Below are 18,990 nucleotides of genomic sequence, written 5' to 3' on the forward strand. Positions count from 1 at the left end.
TTGCTCTGGCGCACTACCTATCACACGGCGGTTATGGGTGACCATTTGTGGCCCTTTACGCCTGCTCTGGTGTGACGCCAGCAGCCAGTTCGAGGAGTCGCAAGATGCGCGGGGCCATTGATGCCGGATCGCGATGTAATCCCTCGATCAGCAACGCATTATCGTACAGTTGTTCAGCCGCCAGCGTCAGCAGTGGATCGCTGGGATTTTCCTTCGCCCGACGTGCTAATGCGGCGATGAGCGGGTGAGCCGGGTTCAGCTCCATAATCCTTGGCCCAAGCTTTACATCCTGACCAAGGATTTGCTGAATCCGTTGCATCTCTCGTCCGAAGGCTGCCTCTTCCGCTACCAGGCGGGCCGGGCTATCACGTAGCACCTGCGAAGCACGCACCTCTTTCAGTCGTTCGCCGAGCACAGCGGCGATGCGCTCGGCCAGAGCGGTAAATTGTTCATCGTCAATGACCGGTGTTGGACGTTCAACTTCACCAGGTAGATCAAGGTTTCCTTCATCAATGTTGCGCAGGCGCAGCCCCTCGTATTCACGCAACCCTGATAGCATAAAGCCGTCCATCAGGTCGGTGAAGAGGATCACCTCAATATCACGCGCTCGCAGAGGATCAAGGTGTGGGCTGTTCAGGGCGGCTTCGCGGCTGGCAGCCATCAGATAGTAAATCTCCTTTTGGCCGCTCACCATACGCTCTTTGTAGGTGGCTAGCGTGATCCACTCTTCACCACTCTTGGTTGTCTGCACCCGCAACAGTTTGAGGAGATCATTTCGATGCTCGTAATCGGTAGCAATACCCTCTTTGATAAAGGGGCCGAATTCCTTCCAGAAGGTGCGATACTTCTCTGGGTCACGTTCGGCCAGATCGTTGAGTTCTTTGTGCAACCGACCGGTAAGCGTCTTGCGTAGTCGTTGCATCACCGGCGAGCCGCCAGCGGTGCCGCTCTGCACACTCTCGCGCGATACATTCAGTGGCAGGTCTTCGCTATCAACCACGCCCTCAACAAAGCGGAAGTAGGTAGGCAGCAGATCCTTCGCTTCTTCAAGGATCAGCACCTTGCGCGAATAGAGCTTGATTTGGCCTTCGATCCGTCGTTCGAGAATGCCACGCTCACGTCGTGAGGGAATGTAGAGAATGGCGTGGAGATCGACCGGTGCATCGGTTGAAATGTGAATGACACTGAGCGGTGGTTCACTATCGAGTGTAAGTTGACGATAATAATCGTTATACTCTTCGGTCGTGACATCACGCGGCGCTTTCCGCCAGATCGCCGTGCGTGCGTTGATCTGACGGCCATCGAGCATGATCGGGAAGGCAACATAATTGGAATGGCGGCGTACAATCTGTTCAATCCGCCAGGGATCCGCAAATTCGGCAGCGTCCTCTTTCAAGTGGATCGTAATCGTCGTACCGCGCCGTTCGCGTGTAGCCGGACCAACGGTAAAGCTATCGCCGCCGCTCGACTCCCACATTGCTGCTGGCGCATCAGGACGATACGACTGGGAAACAACTGTCACCTTGTCGGCCACCATAAAAACTGAGTAGAAACCGACACCGAATTGACCGATAATTTCACTCGCCGTCTGTTTCGCTACCTCACCGGCCTTCTGAACAAACGCACGTGCTGCTGATTGAGCAATGGTGCCCAAATGCTCAACCATTTCCTCAGCCGTCATACCGATACCGGTATCGCTGATCGAGAGCGTGCGTGCCTCTTTGTTGACTTCAATCGTAATTTGGGGCTCAAGATCGGGATCGCGCACATCGCGGTTGGTCAGCATCTCGAATTGTACCCGATTGATGGCGTCGGAAGCGTTTGAGATCAGCTCGCGCAAGAAAATTTCCCGATCAGTGTACAGTGAGTGAGCCAGGATATAGAGTACTTGCTGAACTTCTGCTTTGAAGGTATGCGACTGTCGTCCGGTTTCAGTCAACGGTTCGGTTGTCATAGGTCTCCCTCGTTACAGTTCTTCCTGATAAGAGATAACATACGCCATCTTCCATTTTAATTATCTGGCAGCCATTTGATCGTTAGAGAGTTGTTGGAAAGTTGCGGTTGTTATACTCATTCTGTCAAGCAGCATCGAGTGTCATATAACCAAACTCAGATAGCAACTATCCTATTGTGCACTGCCTTCCACACACTGACGCATGCGGTTGGTGGGATTGGACACAGCTTGATTTGTATGATGATGTTGTTGTTATGGTTTCAGTAGAGAAACAAGCTGTTGCTATAGTTGTTGCGAGAATTTCAGCCTGTTTTGGCAGTTACCCGCAATTTCTGCTCGCGTCGCGTCTGAAAAGAAAAGAGGGTATTGTGGTTCGCGCCAAACACTTCTCGTGGTTGCGTCCAAGGTCACTGATAGGTGCCTGCATATTGGGAGCCGTGCTTGTTTTAGTGCTCTATACTGTGCCGGTATCTTCAAACCAGACGCTCACGACACCGACGTCAATAAAACTGGCGCCTACTGTGTTTGAGACGGTGCGAGGTCAGCACAGTAATACTCCCCTGGAAGCGTTGTCTCGGCTGGAGATAACAGAATGGAATAGTGAGCCGGAAAGTGCTTACAAGGAGTTTTATCCAATCGGAGACGGTTACGAAGGTCTGTTTACCTATAAGCTGCCTGGCGGTGTTACTTCTGCTGATGTCGTCGCGATCCGTGTGCACGTCAATTATCGTGGGCCGGTACGAGCGGTTCAGCGTTGGTGGTGGGAATTGCGTCATTTCCAGAACAACACCTGGGTTGAATTAGGCGATAATACTGGTGCAGAAAGGTGGCGGTGGACAAATCGCGTGATTGATTCGCCGATTCCGCCTGCTTATAGCATCAATGCCAATGGTGAGATACTGATCCGTTATCAAACTGATGGTAATGCAGAGGCGAGTGCTGTTGACTACCTGATGGTAGAGCTTGTGGCAACGACGGCGTCTTCAGGTAGTAGCTCTGTGTTCATCCCCCTCGTACAACACGTATCGTCAAGCACAACGCCTACGCCATTGGCAAGTCCTACAACCGTACAAACTCCTACAACGTCACCTACGCCTGTTACGACACCTGTGCCCCCACCTACGGGTGATGTGTGTGCATTCAACCCAACGAACGGTATTGTCTTTGCCAGCAGTATGGAACGCTCGAATTGGTATCAGCTCGCCAATCGCGGGAATTCTGCCTCAGTCCTTGCACCTTATCTGCCGAATCGAGTCTATAAAACCTACCCAAGCGACTATGTCAGTGCGGTGAATAATCCGGTACGCCGGGGTAACTGGGCACAGCAGTTCCAGAATGTTGCTGGGACCCACGAGCCGTTGTACTCATTTAAGTTTGCTCTCCCACGGAGCGATGTCTACTACTGGCGTTTCTACCGCCAGTACGAGGCTGGCTATCAATTTACCTGCGAATCTAAAGCATTTGTGGTATCTGCCCATAACCCGATCACCTTTACGTTGCCGGCGGGACAGTACCCCGATGGTACCAATGAAGCAAGTTGTTTTCTTCAGATTATGCCGAACTGCTGGTACGACAACTCTGCGAGTACCAGACGCTGTTTTGATCCCGAAAATGTGAACAATCGTGGTGAACCGGTACTGTACTGCTATCACCTCGACCAGCCGACCGGTTATGGTGAGAAACTGCGTCAGAACATTGGTACGCCTACCTACATTGCTGGCGGTCAATGGAACGATTTTCAGATCATGATGAAGCTAAATACGCCCGGTCAGGCTAATGGCGAGGTGAAGTTATGGATCAACGGTGAGTTGAAGTTGTATTACAACACCATTCGCTTCCGTACTATTCCGGAATTACAGCTCAATGCAGCATCGATGCCAGGGTATATCGGTGGTCACTGCACCAGTATCCGCGATCAAAAAATCTGGGACGATCACTACATGATCTCGAAGGTGTATATCACTGATGAGATGTTTAACGCTATGTGCGAGACCAAAACCGAGTGGTTCGATACCGGTGTACCATACTTGTGGGATCTGGAACGACAGTGCTGGCCTGGGGTCAATTGTCCTTCACCGTAAGGTGATGGGCTATGGGATGAAGCACGTGCTCGTTTGAATAACAGTGAGAACTTTTCCTTACGAGTCAGGTCAGAAATTCAGATTTCTGATCAGGCTCTAACGACCATACGACCAGAAAACTAACGTTTCATAATGGCGATGACGAGAGGGGATAGAAGTTCCCCTCTCTGGCAACTGCTGACTCTGCTGCCGCGTCAGGCAGGTGACTTCTCTGCTATCAAGAAAGTGCGCAAAAGTGCGCACACTTCTCTTCCTGCCCCGACGTGTCTTGTTGACCACCGTCGTATCTGACAGGCGTGACTTTCCCGACTGCGACAGAGACCCTCTCTGTCGCAGCGCCGCCATTACTGGTCGGACTCGCCACGGGTAGGGCAGTTACGGTTGCCAGCCGTTTCAGGTTCAGCGCTGCATTGAGGTCTCGGTCATGGTGCTCGCCACATTGCGCACACACCCATTCTCGATCGCTCAACGTCAGCGCCTCGTTCTTCCAGCCACAGAAGGAACAGAGTCGGCTACTTGGATACCAACGATCGGCGATGATGAGATGAGTACCGTAGCGTTTCGCCTTGTATTCCACCTGCGAGCGGAACACACCAAAGCCAACGTCAGAGATGGCGCGGGCGAGTCTCTCGTTCGCGAGCATCCCTTTGACGTTTACATCCTCGATCACGAACGCTTGGTTTTCGCGGCAGAGTCGGGTCGTGAGCTTATGAGTAAAGTCCGCTCGGAGATTGGCAAGGCGGGCATGGAGCCTTGCCAATGTCGCAGCGGACTTCTGCCGGTTGTTCGAGACCGGCAGGCGCGTTCCTTTGGGCAGGCGGGCATGGCGTCCAAACCCCGCCATCTCTTTGGCGGCTTCCAGCTTGCGGCTGAGACGCCGACCGCGAATCTTGAGGCGACGCAGCGCTGCGTTGAGCGGCTTGGGCGCTTCGATGACTTCGCCGCTGGAGATCGTTGCGGCAGCCTTAACGCCCAAGTCGATGCCATTGACCTCATGGGAGGTGCGACGCCGATAGCATTGCGCATCGGGCACTTCGACCTGTATTGCCACAAACCAACGATCCGCCGTGCGCGAGACCGTCGCGCCCAGTATCTTTCCTTTGAAGCGCAGTTCCTCGGTCATGGCGACGTCGCCGATCTTGGGCAGGCAGATCGTCTTGCCGTCCAGACGGAACTTGTCGTTGGCTACGTAAAAGCTGTCGCGGCAGCGGCCCTTTTTCTTGAGCCGTGGTTCGTGCGCTTCTTTGCCCTTCTTGAGGTCGGCGAAAAACCGTTTCCATGCTTTGGCGAGATTCCTAAACGGCTGCGCGTGGGCATCCCGGTGAATGTCTTGCAACCAAGGCCGTCCGTTTTCATCGAGCCACTGCGGGTCGGTGTACTTGATGGCGTTGAACTGCTTTTTGAGCGCCATGGCGTTCGGCTTGCCGCCTGCTGCGTATTGTTTGTTCCATTCATTGAGCGCCCAGTTCCAGACGCGCCGGGCCGTGCCGCAGGCGCGCTTGAAGTAGTCCACCTGCTCAGGAGTCGGGCAAAGAGCGATCGTGTGGGTTCGTTGCATGGTTGGGCCTGTTTGACGCCATGGGCATCCTGTTTCAGCGCTTCATCCACCTTCTTTCGATCGTTCCTCACACCGTATCGCCGAGACGAAAAACAGTGCACGATGGTCATCACGTCTTGCACCATTTCCTGGTCGGGAGACAGCCGTTCCTGGGTGAGCACCAGCACTGCGCAGCCATGGGTTTTGGCGTCATGTTCGAACCACTCAAAGCCGAAGCGGGTGAGGCGGTCCCGGTGCGCGAGGATCAGCATCGTGACTTCCCGTCGCCCGATCGCGTCCATACGGGCCAGAAACCGCTTGCGCGTGACGTTCAGCCCGCCGCCCACTTCCTCGATACACTCGACCCCCGCCAATCCCTTCGCCACCACGACCTCTTCCAGCACGTTGCGCTGATTCGCCAGGTCCGGCTTCTGTGCCGCACGCGATACCCGACAGGAGGCGACCAGCGTGGTTGGCGCATGGTTCGCCTGCCGCAAACCGATGACCGCACGGATCTGCGTCTCAGGGGAGAGACGGCGGTTGCTGTCCGTTCGGGCCACCGGAATCAGCCTTCCTTCGCGTTCCCAACGCTGCAACGTCTTGACCGAGACACCAAGGAGTGTTGCGGCTTTCCCTGTGCGCATGGTGTTTTCCATGAGCACCATGCTACACTATCGCGTACTAGAAGTCAAGCTAGAGTCCGGCTCCTCATCGAACCGAACCGGCTTACGAATAACCGAATTGCTTGCTGCCAGTTCATTCCGAACCCAGGATTCCTTCCAGTCGTGAAGGTTGGGGTGCAGCCTGGGCCTGGCGACCAAAATCGTCGCGGCGGAAGATGATTTTGCCGGCGGCCATGGTGAGCATCACCTGTCCTTTTAACCGCTGCCCGCGCAGTGGTGTATTGCGGCCCTTCGACGCAAAGTGCTCAGGTTCAACAACCCAACTCCGTTCAGGATCGAAGATAACAATATCGGCAGTTGCGCCAGGTCGGAGATTGGCCGGTGAACGGTTAAGGACTTGTGCTGGTCCTTCGGTGAGTTTGGCAATCAAGTTGACGATGTCCATCTCTCCACGGTGAACGAGGGTCAACGTTAAGGCCAGTGCGGTTTCCAGGCCACTGATACCAGGCGGAGCAAGCCCGTATTCGCAATCGCGGTCTACCAGCGCGTGGGGGGCATGATCAATCGCGATGGCGTCAATAACCCCATCGCGTAGCCCTTCAACCAGTGCCTCAACGTGTTCAATGCTGCGCAATGGTGGATCAACCCGTGTCGAACTATCGTATGGCGGCAGAAGAGCGGGATTAAGCCATGACGGCAGGCTCAGATCGGGGTGAGCGCCGGATCGTCCGCTCTCGATTTCAAGCCGTTCTTCGAGCCAACCGAGTAACCAGCGGTCGGTCAGGGTCAGGTGATGGGGTGTCACTTCGGCAGTGACGTGAACGCCCCGCGCCCGTGCTGCCCGAATCAGTGCGACACTACCGGCGGTACTTACCCGACTGATGTGAAGGTGAGCGCCGGTTGCTTCGGCAAGCGCAATATCACGAGCCACGATGGCCTCTTCGGCAGCGGCAGGGATGCCTGGCAAGCCGAGGCGCACGCTGACTGCCCCTTCATGAGCAACGCCGCCAGCCGCCAGATATGGGTCTTGACAACTCACCATGACCGGTAGGCGAAGTGCAGCGGCATACGATAGGGCATTTCGCATCAGGGCAGAATTCGTAATCGTTCGCCCGCCATCACTAAACGCAATACAGCCTGCCTCTGCTAGCTCGCGCATCTCGCTCAAGACTTGACCTTCGTTCCCGAGCGTAAGGGCGCCGATGAGATCGATCCGTACTCTGGCCCACTGTGCAGTCAGTTCACGCAACTGACGAATGGTAGCGGCGTTGTCAGGGGTAGGGCGGGTCGTCGGTCGCGCGCACAGTGTTGTAAAGCCACCAACCGCAGCCGCTGCACTTACACTAGCAATGGTCTCTTTATGTTCTTCGCCCGGTTGACGGAGATGGGTGTGCAGATCGGTAAAGCCAGGTGCTACGACACAACCGCGTGCGTTAATCACTTCAGTATCGGGTGAAACCGGTTCGCGGTCGCTGTGGAGATCGGCCAGATCGTACAAGCGCTCAACTTTGCCGTTGGCAACCAGAATATCGCCGATAGTGGCTACACGATTGGCCGGGTCAATGATCGTGCCATTTTTGATGAGATAGCGCATGAAACCTCCCTTTCAACCGGCCATCCGATAGAGTAACGCCATACGGACGGCAACCCCATTGGTAACCTGCTCTTCGATAACCGATGGGGATGCGGTTGCCACTTCAGGAAAAATCTCAATTCCCTCATTCATCGGGCCAGGATGCATCACGATTGCATGAGCCGGTAAACGGGCTAGGCGTTCGGCAGTCAGGCCGTAGATGCGGGTATACTCGCGTAACGCCGGTAACAATCCGCTCTGCATCCGTTCCTTCTGCAAGCGTAATGCCATCACGACATCTGCATCGGGCAGCAACGGGTCTAGTTCGTGCGCAATTCGTAGCTGGGGCCATGTTGCTGTCCAGAACGCTGCTGGGCCAATGAGCGTTGGCGGGCCACACAGGGTCACGTGGGCACCCAGTCGAGTCAGCCCCCACAGGTTAGAGCGTACTACCCGGCTATGTAAAATATCGCCCACGATCACGACCTTAAGCCCCCTGATCTGACCAAAGCGACTCCGCATCGTGTAGAGATCAAGCAGGGCCTGCGTAGGGTGAGCGTGGCGACCATCACCAGCGTTAATCAACGAGCCGCGAAAGTGACGGGCTACCAGATAGGGGGCACCCGATTGGCTATGGCGCATAACAATAATATCGGCGCCTAGCGCCTGCAACGTTCGCACCGTATCAACAAGCGATTCGCCCTTCTCAACACTGCTTCCGCGAGCGGTGAAAGCCACCACATTCGCCGACAATGCTCGCGCTGCCAGCTCAAAGGAGATGCGGGTACGGGTGCTCTCTTCAAAAAACATATTGACGACCGTCTTCCCACGTAAGGCTGGCACTTGCTTGATCTCGCGCCCCAACACCTCACGCATACTTTCAGCCGTTTCGAGAATCTCTTCAATCTCGGTAGCACTGAAATCATCAAGATCGATCACATGACGACGTTGTTCAATCATTGACGGTACCTCGCTGGATCACAACTTCATCAACCCCGTCGGTTTCACGTAGGCGTACCATTACCCGTTCAGAGAGCGCGGTCGGCACATTCTTACCGACAAAGTCAGCACGAATGGGCAATTCACGGTGACCACGATCAATCAAAACGGCTAACTGAATACGGGCCGGGCGTCCGAGATCGGCAATCGCATCGAGTGCTGCGCGCACGGTGCGACCGGTAAACAGAACATCATCTACCAGTACGACCGTTTTTCCGGTAATATCAAAAGGCACATCGGTCTTACGTACTCGCGGAGCCGGGCCACGCAGCTTGAGATCATCGCGGTAGAGCGTAATATCGAGTTGACCAATCGGCACTCGCGTACCATCAAAATCGGCGATGGCTGCTGCAATCCGTTCGGCCAGCGGTACACCGCGACTCCGAATCCCGACGAGAGCTACGTTACGCAGACCGCCGTTGCGCTCGTCAATTTCATGGGCAATGCGCACGAGGGCGCGTCGGATCTCATCTGCCGATAGGATCTGTTTTTCGTTGCTCATACCTTCCTCCGCAACTAACGGACTGCGCACAAAAAACCCTGCCCACGGGCAAAGGAATGGGCAAGGCGGCATGATCAGCTTGAGGAAGCGGTTGTTCATGAAACATCTCCTTCACAGCCTCACGGGGCTGTATTAAAGGCAGATGGATCGTACCATAGCCCATTCTGAGCGTCAAATAGAGGGGATGGGGAGAGATTACGGATTGATGAAAACACGATGTGAGGTCAGCGTGATCTTGAAAATTCTTTGCGCAGTACTAGTAGTAGAGAACGGTACAGGCAGGTTCAAAACCCAGGGCGTTTCGAGATGTTCAGCTTGAGGTTGCACGCGATGCGTGAACTGTTCAACAACGGAGAGCGACTGACGAACATCACGAACCCGCTGATGACGATCCCCGACCAGCGCCGCTTGCCTAGGATCGCGGGCCATTGGCTCGCGTTGTGCGGTGCATAGCAACCCACTGGTTGGCGCATCAGCGCTCCATTACTCTCCCAGGCCCCCCCTTGTGGGGGGGTAACTTGGCGCGTCGTGTATGATTGACAAGACAACAGGGTGTTGTTGGGCAGACCGGTCGGAACGGGAAGCTGCGCGCCTCTGCGCGTGCTGCGAACGGGTTGGGAACCGCTCGCTCCCGTTCCCTATCTTTATCTCTTCTCCCTCACTACTGCCGGATACAGAAAAACTTTACAAACTCATATACCAAACCCGCCCTTGCGAGGAACATACTGCTTGCTAGCTCACGTTTCACACCTCGGCGATTGCCTGGCGTGAACGGGCTTGTTCGCGCAGAATAAACTTCTGGATTTTACCGGTTGAGGTCTTCGGTAGCGGGCCAAATGTAAACTTTTTCGGTATCTTATACCCGGCCAAAAAGCGCCGACAATGTTGCTGTAACTCCTCCTCGGTCACCGTTACTCCTTCTCGTAGCTCGATAAAAGCGTGAGGAACCTCACCCCATTTCGGGTCGGGTGCGGCGACCACGGCTGCCAGCATCACCGCTGGATGTTTGTAGAGCGCATCTTCAACCTCGATAGACGAAATGTTTTCGCCACCTGAAATGATAATATCCTTTGCGCGGTCGGTAATCTTGATATAGCCATCGGGATGCACCACGGCTAGATCGCCTGAATGGAACCAACCATCACGGAAGGCCGCTTCGGTGGCGGCTGGATTTTTGAGGTATCCTTTCATCACAATGTTGCCGCGGAACATCACTTCACCCATTGTCTGACCATCCCAGGGTACCGGTTGCATCGTAGTCGGATCAAGGACACTGATGGCCTCTTGGGCGTGATAGGTAACTCCTTGCCGACCGTTGAGATGCGCTTGGTCTGCGATCGGCAGTGTGTGCCAGTCAGGTTGTTTGGCGCAAACCGCTGCCGGACCGTAGGTCTCGGTCAGACCGTAGACGTGGGTAATATCAAAACCAATCTCGGCCATTGCCTGCAATACGGCAGCCGGTGGCGGAGCGGCGGCAATCAAGCCACTGACTTTATGGGTACCGCGCCCTTCGCGCCAGTGCGGTGGCGCATTATTTGCAATCATTGAATGCACTATCGGCGCACCACAGTAATGCGTTACGCGGTATGTCTCGATAGCATGCCAGATCGCTGCTGCATCGACTTTACGCAGACAAATATTCGTTCCCGCGTTAGCGGCCATTGTCCAGGGAAAACACCAGCCGTTGCAGTGGAACATAGGAAGAGTCCATAGGTACACGGCGTGGTGAGGCATTCCCCACGACACAATGTTCGAGAGCGCATTGAGGTAGGCACCACGGTGGTGATATACGACACCCTTCGGATTTGCGGTCGTGCCGGAGGTGTAGTTAAGCGTAATCGCTTCCCATTCGTCAGGCGGATAGATGAGATCGAATGAAGGATCACCACTGGCAAGAAACGCTTCATAATCAACGGTTCCCAAACGGTCGCCAGGACCGGTGTACATCGGGTCATCGACGTCGATGACCATGATTGGCCGATCAAGCAGATCAAGCGCAGCTTTAACAACCGGTGCGAATTCGCGGTCGGTAATCAAGACTTTGGCTTCACCGTGGTTGAGAATGAAAGCAATGGTTGCGGCATCGAGACGCACGTTAATGGTGTTAAGAACGGCGCCAGCGCCCGGTACCCCAAAGTGGCATTCATACATCTCAGGTGTATTGCTCAGGATTGCTGCCACTGTATCGCGGTATCCCACGCCGATTGCACGCAGTGCCGAGGCCAATCGCCGGGTTCGCTCGTACACCTGAGACCAGGTATAACGACGCTCGCCGTGGATAATCGCCGGTAGATTGGGATACACCATCGCCGTCCGCTTAAGGAATGAGAGGGGGGTAAGGGGTGTGTAGTTTGCCGCGTTCTTCTCCAGGCCAAGCTCGTACATGTGCATAGTGCGTTCCTTCCTATCGTCGGCAGTATCATGCACGTAGGTTCGTTGCCCTCCTGCTTCCCGGCAGGAAGCGAATGGCGCGAAGTGTGGAATGTTACCCGGTCTTTGTAGACACCGGCTGATCATTCGTGAGACACGGTGAGACGAATACTCTACACCGGTCAATTTCTCGCGCTCACTTCAGATTCCAGGCAACCGCACGGGAGATATTGGACATATTATAATCGGTTTTGCGTTGCTTGATAACGAACGTGCAATCGTCATTAACAAATTTCTATCGCAAGACCGATTGACATCGCACTGAAACGAGCTATACTATCAATACGGCTGCGGGGATGCTCTGGTTTCGACAGGGAGTGAACATCGTAGACTGCAGGTCGTGTCGCCCAGTCACGTAAAAGGGGCAAGGCAACAACTGCCAACACCAACACTCGGGTTCAGCCTCGGCTGGCCCTCGCCGCTTAAGATATAGCGGCGCGCTCGCTACAGCTCCCCCGATGGTTGTAGGTCGAGCGTCATCAGTCGGGTGCTCCGGTAGCGCAAGCCTGGACGCTATCGGCTAAGACATCAGGCTGGCCCAACGGTCGCTCTGCCACTCGTGCGACTGCGGGCGAGATCAAGCGAGGGGCTAAACCTGTAGATGTCTGCGGTCTAGCTCTCTGGACGGGGGTTCGACTCCCCCCATCTCCACCATACGAACGGCGCGGAGCACATTGCTCCGCGCTTCGTTTTTCTGCTGACTGCCTCACCAATCCATCCCGCTATTAGCGATGCAGGTCCTCGCTTCGTTCCGCTATCAGATTGGTGTGACGCTGAACAGATGTTATCCCGCCTGCAAGCAGGAAAGCGCGGGTGTGTTGATCGCCGACTGATGGCTTGCCGTTGACCTGGCACTCCCTCACCTTTCTCTGGCCCTCCTCCGCTGCCATTCGGAGATTGGAGGGACATTCATTACCTGGCAACATTCGTGCTGAAAACGTGGTCTGAACGACGTCTCTTTAGGTAGAGCGAGGATGACGGTCGGTCGATACAACTCACTTCAGCCACCAACGAAAGGATCATACGATGTCTTCGCCATGTACCGGAACGTTCGATGAAAAACTACTCCGTGAGCCGGAGATTGTGAAAAAGTTTCGTCCAATGTGACCGTAGTTGTCACATCTGCCTGTTATGCTGTACGTAGCCGTATCGTATGACGATGGATTGCAGGAGTGAATGATCTAGCGACGTTGGGTCAACCAAACTACAGACATGGTGTAGTCCTTGCTTTGTCTGGACTATATCGCTCGCGCGAAGGAGTAGCTATGGGCACGCAACAACCTGATGGACAACCGTCTCTGCCAGAGCTTCTCGCTCGCTACCGGCCCAGGCGAATGTTTCTACGCTGGCCTGAATTGCCCGTTATTGTCGTGACAGCGCTGTGGATAGTGCTGGGAGGGGTGGCCTTCATAAACATATTCCTTTGCGGGTTGTTCAGTCTCTGGATGATGCTTCGGTTGATCCTTACTGCTCAGGCAAAACAGCGTCTGGTTCGGAGACAATACCACGAAGCGATGCAGTTGGCCCAGATTATCAAATGGCTTAATCCCTTCTCTGTCGAGGCTCACTGGCTTTTAGGGATGAGTGCTCTGGCTCTCAATCGACCGCGAGTCGCAGTCAGATATTTTTGGCAGGTATACCAGATCGATCCCAGAGATGCAGTCATCCATGGAGCCTTGATTGTGGCAGTAATTGAGGCATTAATCGAATCTGAACAATTCCACATGCTTATTCAGCTTAGCGATACGATATGCAAGCCTATGTCAGATGTAGGTGTAGGAACTGTAGAAATGAACGGTGGTATGAAGATGAACGATCAGATTGAGAATTACCTGCAATACGCAATCAATGCTGCTCGCCGTCCGATAGATCGCGTGATCGCTTATTGTGCATTGACCACTCATTTACTTGACCAGGGGCAGCGTGTTAAAGCTGAAACCTGCATTGCTCAGGCGTCACGCCTGGTTCCAGCTTGCCCGGCTGCGATGCGTGGTCAACTTCAGGCTCGCCTCGCTGAATTGTTAAGCAGGTGTGGTAGATATGAGATGGCCTGTGGCGATCTTCAAAATGGTGTAGTACACGAGGCTCATCGCGCTGCTGATGCTGATCAGCCTGCCACCTATGAGTACAGCCCGAAGCCAACGCTGGCGAGGCAAGCAATCCTTGAGCTTGAGCAATCGCCGTCGCAGAAAGTTTTCTGAAAACGTGACTGAGGGGTTAGGAGTTGGTCCTGTTTTTACTGACTTTTGGCGTCAGAGACGAGAAAACGCACGAATATTCAGTCTACGTGAGAGGGATAAGCCGAGGCTTTTCAGAGTTCTCTGCTTTGGCGTACATCTGATGACTGAGCGGTTCAGCGGTAGAGCAACCCCGAAGAACATCACTCATCGGCTACCGCTGACTCTCGATCCACGCGGTTATCTGCGCATACGGGCTACAAGCCCTCGGCCTATGGTAGTGTAGTTCTTATCTGAATACCCGTCTCACAGGGCAACGGATGCAAACTACCGATGGATGGACGGGCGCAGCGCCGCTGCGTCCCAACCGAATCTGCTGCTGCGACAGGATAGGTCGGATAGGTTTTCCGTGACCATCGTCGTGGATTCTTGTAGGAGTGAGGCGTCGCCTCGTCCCTTCTCGTGCATCGTTGTACATCCATTGACGAGGTTCATCCGTCGTGATATGTCGTGATATGATGACCGATTATTTGGATAAGCTCATTGTCGGCAACCATCCGTTTGGCGCACCAGCATACTACCACCCCAGGCTCCGCTTGCGAGGATGGGGAACCCTTCCCGCCTGCTGCGGTCACACGCATCATCGGCGAGTCTAGGGGGCAGAGTACCGTCAGAACGGGACATGCTACTACACGCACGGCGGACAGGTCATTCCACGCCAGGTAGCGGGAAAACGTTGAAAAGTCCTGCCGATTACCGGAAGTACCTTCTCGAAAATGTGATTATGAATTTAGCGGGTTGGCTGTTCAAACACCTGATAATTGAGCGGATTCTGATTGACCCACCGGTTATCTTGCCATACCCAGACCTGATAATCGAGATGCGGCCCACTAGACATACCAGTCGAACCGACATATCCAATGACATCACCAGGTTTGACCCACTGCCCATCACTGACAGCAATACTGGCGAGGTGGGCATAGCCGGTGCGGTAGAGCTGGTTGACAATCCAGACGTGATTACCCGCTGGCCAGCTATTGAGAGTGATCGTTACCTGACCGGCATGAGTGGCATAGACCGGATGGTTCCAGGTTCCTTCAGGATCGGCCTGCCCATCGCCATTTCCGTCAATGGCCAGATCGATAGCTCCCCATATGGATGCCGGTGCGTGTGTACCGACGCCATACCCCTGAGTCATGACCGTATTGGCAGCTCGTAATGGGTTACCGGTCGGTACGAGTGTTGCATCAAGCCCCCGTCCCTGTGGCTCCGCCATGCCGGTCAGGCTCTGAACGTCGCTCATACTGGCGGCTAACGCCTCACCAGCGCTCATCGGTCCGCGCCAGGTACTGAGAATTCGAGATTCAGCCCTGCTCATGTGCTGGAACAGAATGAACCCCAATAACGAGATAACGGCCAGAATAAGAACTGAAAGGTTTCGCATATCAAGTTCTGAAAACAAATACCGTATCGCTTATGAACGCAGGAGCAGGTCTGTTGGTCTCGAATATGGCTGGAACATCTTTACATCCGTGCGTACACGGTAGAGATAAGTTTCAACCCGCCTGTTTGGCGACCGCATGTTGCTATGTCTGCTTCCTCAGAGGTGCATACTCAGTGGACGGCGTGTAGACACAGCGTAACATATGATACAGCGCAGGTCTTCTGCGCAACTTGTTTGCCAAACGCAGGCGTGATGTCTCAATCGGCTTGATGATCTTCCAATCGTCTCATCAAGGGATATTGCCCGCACGCCATTGATCGACTAGACGGGTAACGACGTTGATATAGCCTTGAACATCATTCTCAATAGATGGCGCGTAGATTGGGATGACATCAGTCACCGTCTGCAAACCTCTACCACGAATATATTCAACATCTATTAAACGATACCAATCAGCGATACCGGTCGCCCAATCCGGGTAATCACGGAAGCGGCCATAGCACGTCGGATAACCGGCGCAGATAATATTACCGACATTATGCGTTGTACGGCCATCAGGTTTCAAACCAGCCCAATTTGGATTGGTACCGGCACCGCTTTCGTGAATGAAAAACGCCAGCGCGTAGGCTGGATCGATATTGTATTCAACACCGAGCCGATACCAGATTTCACCGGTACCGGTTGCCGGCGATCCATAACTACGCAAAATCTGATCAATCTGCTCAGGTGAGAGACTGGGTGCGGTACGTAATCGGTAATCACCGCGAGCTGGCAGCGGTCTGGTTGCCGATGCGATATTGCCCGCGATAGTCCGTTCGTTCCCAACCGCATACTGGAGACTCAAGATCGGTGATTGAAAAGTGATGATGAACCATAGCACGATGACGACAATACTGATAACCGAAATTCCCAGCATGATGATGGGATGATTAAACAACCTTGCCATCGATAGCGGCTTGGCCTGGTAATATGTTGATGACGGTAATACCAGTTCATCGGCAAGCTCTGTTGGTACCGGTACAAATGGCAGGGGCCGCTCGCCACGAGGTCTTTCAGCTATTGCCCATGCCGTCGGCGCCGGGTCTGTGCTGGACGATGGTCGACGCGATAAGGCAGCTCTCGGTCCCTCAGAGGAGGCAACGTTCGTTGGGATACCCGCCGGTGTTCCGCGCTGCACAGCAGATGTGGAAGACGTATGTGACCTGGTGGTTCCGCTACCGGCTTGATGTGCATTTGTTGGCTCGCGATCAGGTGTGCAGGGTAGGCGACCACTCGCTGACGTTCCAGGTACAGTATCGGTGCGCTGACCATTGGCCGGCTGGCGAGGTTGATAAGCAGGTGCAGGAGAACGAACTGGCTGACGGGTACGTTCATAAGCCGCTCGAATCTCTGCCGGAATTTGCAGACCGAGCGGTTCTGTTGCCCGAGGATGCTCTGATGGCGCCGGTGTCAGTGCCTTGTCGAGGTCGGCAATGAGATCGGCTAGCGGCTGTGTCGGCAAGTGCACGATCTCCGGGTCTGCGATGGGAAAGAGAGGCTGTCCCAGCCGCCTTGTTCGTTGTTTGCGATTGGAGAACGTGCTCACTTGTCCCGCTCCTGGGCTAGCCGATACCATTCTTCCGGTGTCGGGAGTCGAAACGTGCCATCGCGGTTCAGGTACACCAGTTGTTCCTGGTGAATGGTGACCAGGAGATCCGCCAGACCATCCCGGTCTTCATCTTTTAACGATAATACCACAGGTGTCAGATCTTCGTGTAACCCAAACAGATATGGCCCCTGCCACGTTTGCAGTTGTCTGACATCACCTCCGGGTATGACAATGATGACGACCTGCCGGTCGAGGTTGAGCGCAATAAATCGCGAGGGCTGACCGGATCGTTCGGCAGGTAAGCCGGCGTAGCCGGATAAATGGGTTGTTCGTGGCCGTCCGTAGCGCCAATCGTCAAGGAAGACACGACCAGATTCGGCGATGATACTGATCAGTATCGTCAGTGCAATGATGACCAGGATGTGCATGAAACCTCGTAGCAACTGACCAAAGTTGTAGACTTGTCGCACCGGTGGGATTTCACGACTGGTAACGGCCATTCCAGCCCTCCTTCCTGGCAGGCGCCATCCTGTTTACGCAATGGTGGAATTATCCACCAGATAGTAGCGTCGCACAGTTCTAGAATTAGAACTTTTGTTCTAATTCTAATAGAAACCGTGACACTCGTCAAGCCCATTTTTGATGACGATCGGGCATATTCGCTGCCAAACCCTGTCTTTTGGTAGTACTGTGGTTCGCCGGAGACGGTACAATAACAACCAGCAAATCTCCTGGCAATGTTGCCTCTCTGTCCCCATGAAAGCAGCGACTTTTCCCACTCGATATAGTATGTCTCGATGAGGTGTATATGCGCTATCTTCTTGATCAACGTTCGTATGACGAAATGCTGGCACGCAAGAGCCATCCGCGCGATTGTTATGTGCGTAATCAAGAGTATTGTCATCACCTATACATTGACGGTGTCAAATACACCGTCGCTCGTGCCGTATATGCTTGCTTAAAAGAAGCGCAAGCCAAAAATGATGTCGATGCTCTGCTCCATCTTCAGATGCACGTCAGCGATCTCGAACGCTTGATCGGTGAAGCACGGGCACGGGGTGAAAACGTAGCGACGCTGCGTATGCTTGGCGATCCGCCACCGACCGATGATGAAGCACGCCCGCAACTGAATAATTCGTTTCTGCCTGCACAACCAACAACTCTGGAGGAAACCGGACTAAACCGAACCTTCCTCACCGAGCAATTCCTGCGCATTCTCTACAACAAAGGACGGGCCACCGGTATAGAACTGGCCGCAGCTATGGGATTGTTTTACCGGATCATTGAGCAGATTATTATCGATTTGCGGAACGTTGAACAGATCGATATTGTCGGTCAACGTGGTTTTGGCGACATCAATTACGAATATGTATTGACACCGCGTGGTCAGACCGCAGCGCAAGCGGCAATGGAAAAAGTGCAATATACGGGTGTTTGTCCGGTGCCGCTTGAACAGTGGATCGAGTCGGTGAAGGCACAGACGGTGAAGAATGTGAAGGTTACCCGGCGCAATATCCGGGATGCGTTTGAGGGGTTGGTGATCGATGAGTCTATCTTGAACATGGTGGGGCCGGCGGTAAACTCTGGCTCGTCGGTTATGCTGTTTGGGTATCCTGGCAACGGCAAGACGACGATTGCCGAACGGATCACCTACCTGATGGGTGACGACATCTTTATTCCGTATGCAGTGTATGCCGATGGTGCGATTATCAAGTTGTACGACTCGGTTATCCACGAGCCGCCGCGGCGGCCTTTACCGGAAGATACCGAGTACGACCATCGCTGGATTCGGATCAGTCGTCCGGTGGTGATTGTCGGTGGTGAATTAACCCTCGAACAACTCAATCTGGTATACAACCCGACCTCAAAAGTGTACGAAGCGCCGTTTCAAATGAAAGCAAACTGTGGCATCTTCCTCATCGATGACTTTGGTCGGCAACAAGTACGAGTTTTCGATCTCCTCAATCGCTGGATTGTGCCGTTGGAAAAGCGTTATGACTTTCTTAACACTGTTTCAGGGCAGAAGATACAGATTCCATTCGATCAGCTCATCATGTTCAGTACAAATCTTGATCCGAAAGA

The 18,990-nt window shown here is 54.0% G+C and carries 13 protein-coding genes, 1 other RNA gene and 1 pseudogene; 4 read left to right on the forward strand and 11 right to left on the reverse strand.

What is annotated here, in order from left to right:
* Positions 1-55: 55 nt before the first annotated feature.
* Positions 56-1,954, reverse strand: coding sequence for a molecular chaperone HtpG (htpG, locus tag JE47_RS0109495; RefSeq protein ID WP_031459528.1), 1,899 nt, complete (start codon positions 1,952-1,954; stop codon positions 56-58).
* Positions 1,955-2,322: 368 nt separating this feature from the next.
* Between htpG and JE47_RS0109500 the strand changes: the two genes are divergently transcribed.
* Positions 2,323-4,035, forward strand: coding sequence for a polysaccharide lyase (locus JE47_RS0109500; RefSeq protein WP_236631188.1), 1,713 nt, complete (start codon positions 2,323-2,325; stop codon positions 4,033-4,035).
* Positions 4,036-4,252: 217 nt separating this feature from the next.
* Here the strand turns inward: JE47_RS0109500 and JE47_RS0109505 are convergent, their stop codons facing one another.
* The 7 genes and pseudogenes from JE47_RS0109505 to JE47_RS0109530 all read right to left on the reverse strand — a co-directional run bounded on the left by JE47_RS0109505 (position 4,253) and on the right by JE47_RS0109530 (position 11,660).
* Complete coding sequence (locus tag JE47_RS0109505; protein ID WP_031459530.1) at positions 4,253-5,593, reverse strand: RNA-guided endonuclease InsQ/TnpB family protein; 1,341 nt, start codon at positions 5,591-5,593, stop codon at positions 4,253-4,255.
* Positions 5,587-6,237, reverse strand: a pseudogene (locus tag JE47_RS22135) (IS607 family transposase); the annotation flags it as partial. The pseudogene JE47_RS22135 and the gene JE47_RS0109505, both read right to left, overlap by 7 nt.
* 91 nt (positions 6,238-6,328) lie before the next feature.
* Complete coding sequence (locus tag JE47_RS0109510) at positions 6,329-7,789, reverse strand: dihydroorotase (RefSeq protein ID WP_031459531.1); 1,461 nt, start codon at positions 7,787-7,789, stop codon at positions 6,329-6,331.
* 12 nt (positions 7,790-7,801) lie between these two features.
* Positions 7,802-8,728, reverse strand: coding sequence for an aspartate carbamoyltransferase catalytic subunit (locus JE47_RS0109515; protein WP_031459532.1), 927 nt, complete (start codon positions 8,726-8,728; stop codon positions 7,802-7,804).
* Positions 8,721-9,269: a bifunctional pyr operon transcriptional regulator/uracil phosphoribosyltransferase PyrR gene (pyrR, locus tag JE47_RS0109520; protein WP_031459533.1), complete on the reverse strand. Its 549-nt coding sequence runs from the start codon at positions 9,267-9,269 to the stop codon at positions 8,721-8,723. Before pyrR ends, JE47_RS0109515 begins: the two co-directional genes overlap by 8 nt.
* A gap of 195 nt (positions 9,270-9,464) precedes the next feature.
* Positions 9,465-9,698 carry a hypothetical protein gene (locus JE47_RS0109525; RefSeq protein WP_031459534.1) on the reverse strand — a complete coding sequence of 78 codons (234 nt, stop codon included), beginning with the start codon at positions 9,696-9,698 and terminating at the stop codon, positions 9,465-9,467.
* 315 nt (positions 9,699-10,013) lie between these two features.
* Positions 10,014-11,660 carry an acyl-CoA synthetase gene (locus JE47_RS0109530; RefSeq protein ID WP_031459535.1) on the reverse strand — a complete coding sequence of 549 codons (1,647 nt, stop codon included), beginning with the start codon at positions 11,658-11,660 and terminating at the stop codon, positions 10,014-10,016.
* Positions 11,661-11,991: 331 nt separating this feature from the next.
* Here JE47_RS0109530 and ssrA point away from each other — a divergent pair.
* Positions 11,992-12,353, forward strand: a transfer-messenger RNA (tmRNA) gene (gene ssrA / locus JE47_RS21305).
* Positions 12,354-12,964: 611 nt separating this feature from the next.
* Positions 12,965-13,900, forward strand: coding sequence for a hypothetical protein (locus JE47_RS0109535; protein ID WP_051871116.1), 936 nt, complete (start codon positions 12,965-12,967; stop codon positions 13,898-13,900).
* Positions 13,901-14,666: 766 nt separating this feature from the next.
* Here the strand turns inward: JE47_RS0109535 and JE47_RS0109540 are convergent.
* The 3 genes from JE47_RS0109540 to JE47_RS0109550 form a co-directional block, all read right to left on the reverse strand.
* Entirely contained in the window at positions 14,667-15,320 is a 654-nt protein-coding gene (locus tag JE47_RS0109540; RefSeq protein ID WP_031459537.1) for a M23 family metallopeptidase, read from the reverse strand.
* A 289-nt stretch (positions 15,321-15,609) separates the two neighbouring features.
* A complete protein-coding gene (locus JE47_RS0109545; RefSeq protein ID WP_236631189.1) occupies positions 15,610-16,827 on the reverse strand; it encodes a glucosaminidase domain-containing protein in 1,218 nt (405 codons plus the stop codon).
* 74 nt (positions 16,828-16,901) lie between these two features.
* Positions 16,902-17,408 carry a hypothetical protein gene (locus JE47_RS0109550; protein WP_031459539.1) on the reverse strand — a complete coding sequence of 169 codons (507 nt, stop codon included), beginning with the start codon at positions 17,406-17,408 and terminating at the stop codon, positions 16,902-16,904.
* A gap of 308 nt (positions 17,409-17,716) precedes the next feature.
* On the opposite strand from JE47_RS0109550, the gene JE47_RS20470 reads away from it, so the two are divergent.
* Positions 17,717-18,990, forward strand: a 1,274-nt coding sequence (locus JE47_RS20470; RefSeq protein ID WP_035419275.1) for a hypothetical protein, incomplete at its 3' end; no start/stop codon positions are given.

It is taken from the genome of Chloroflexus sp. MS-G (genome assembly GCF_000735195.1).
Lineage (GTDB): Bacteria > Chloroflexota > Chloroflexia > Chloroflexales > Chloroflexaceae > Chloroflexus.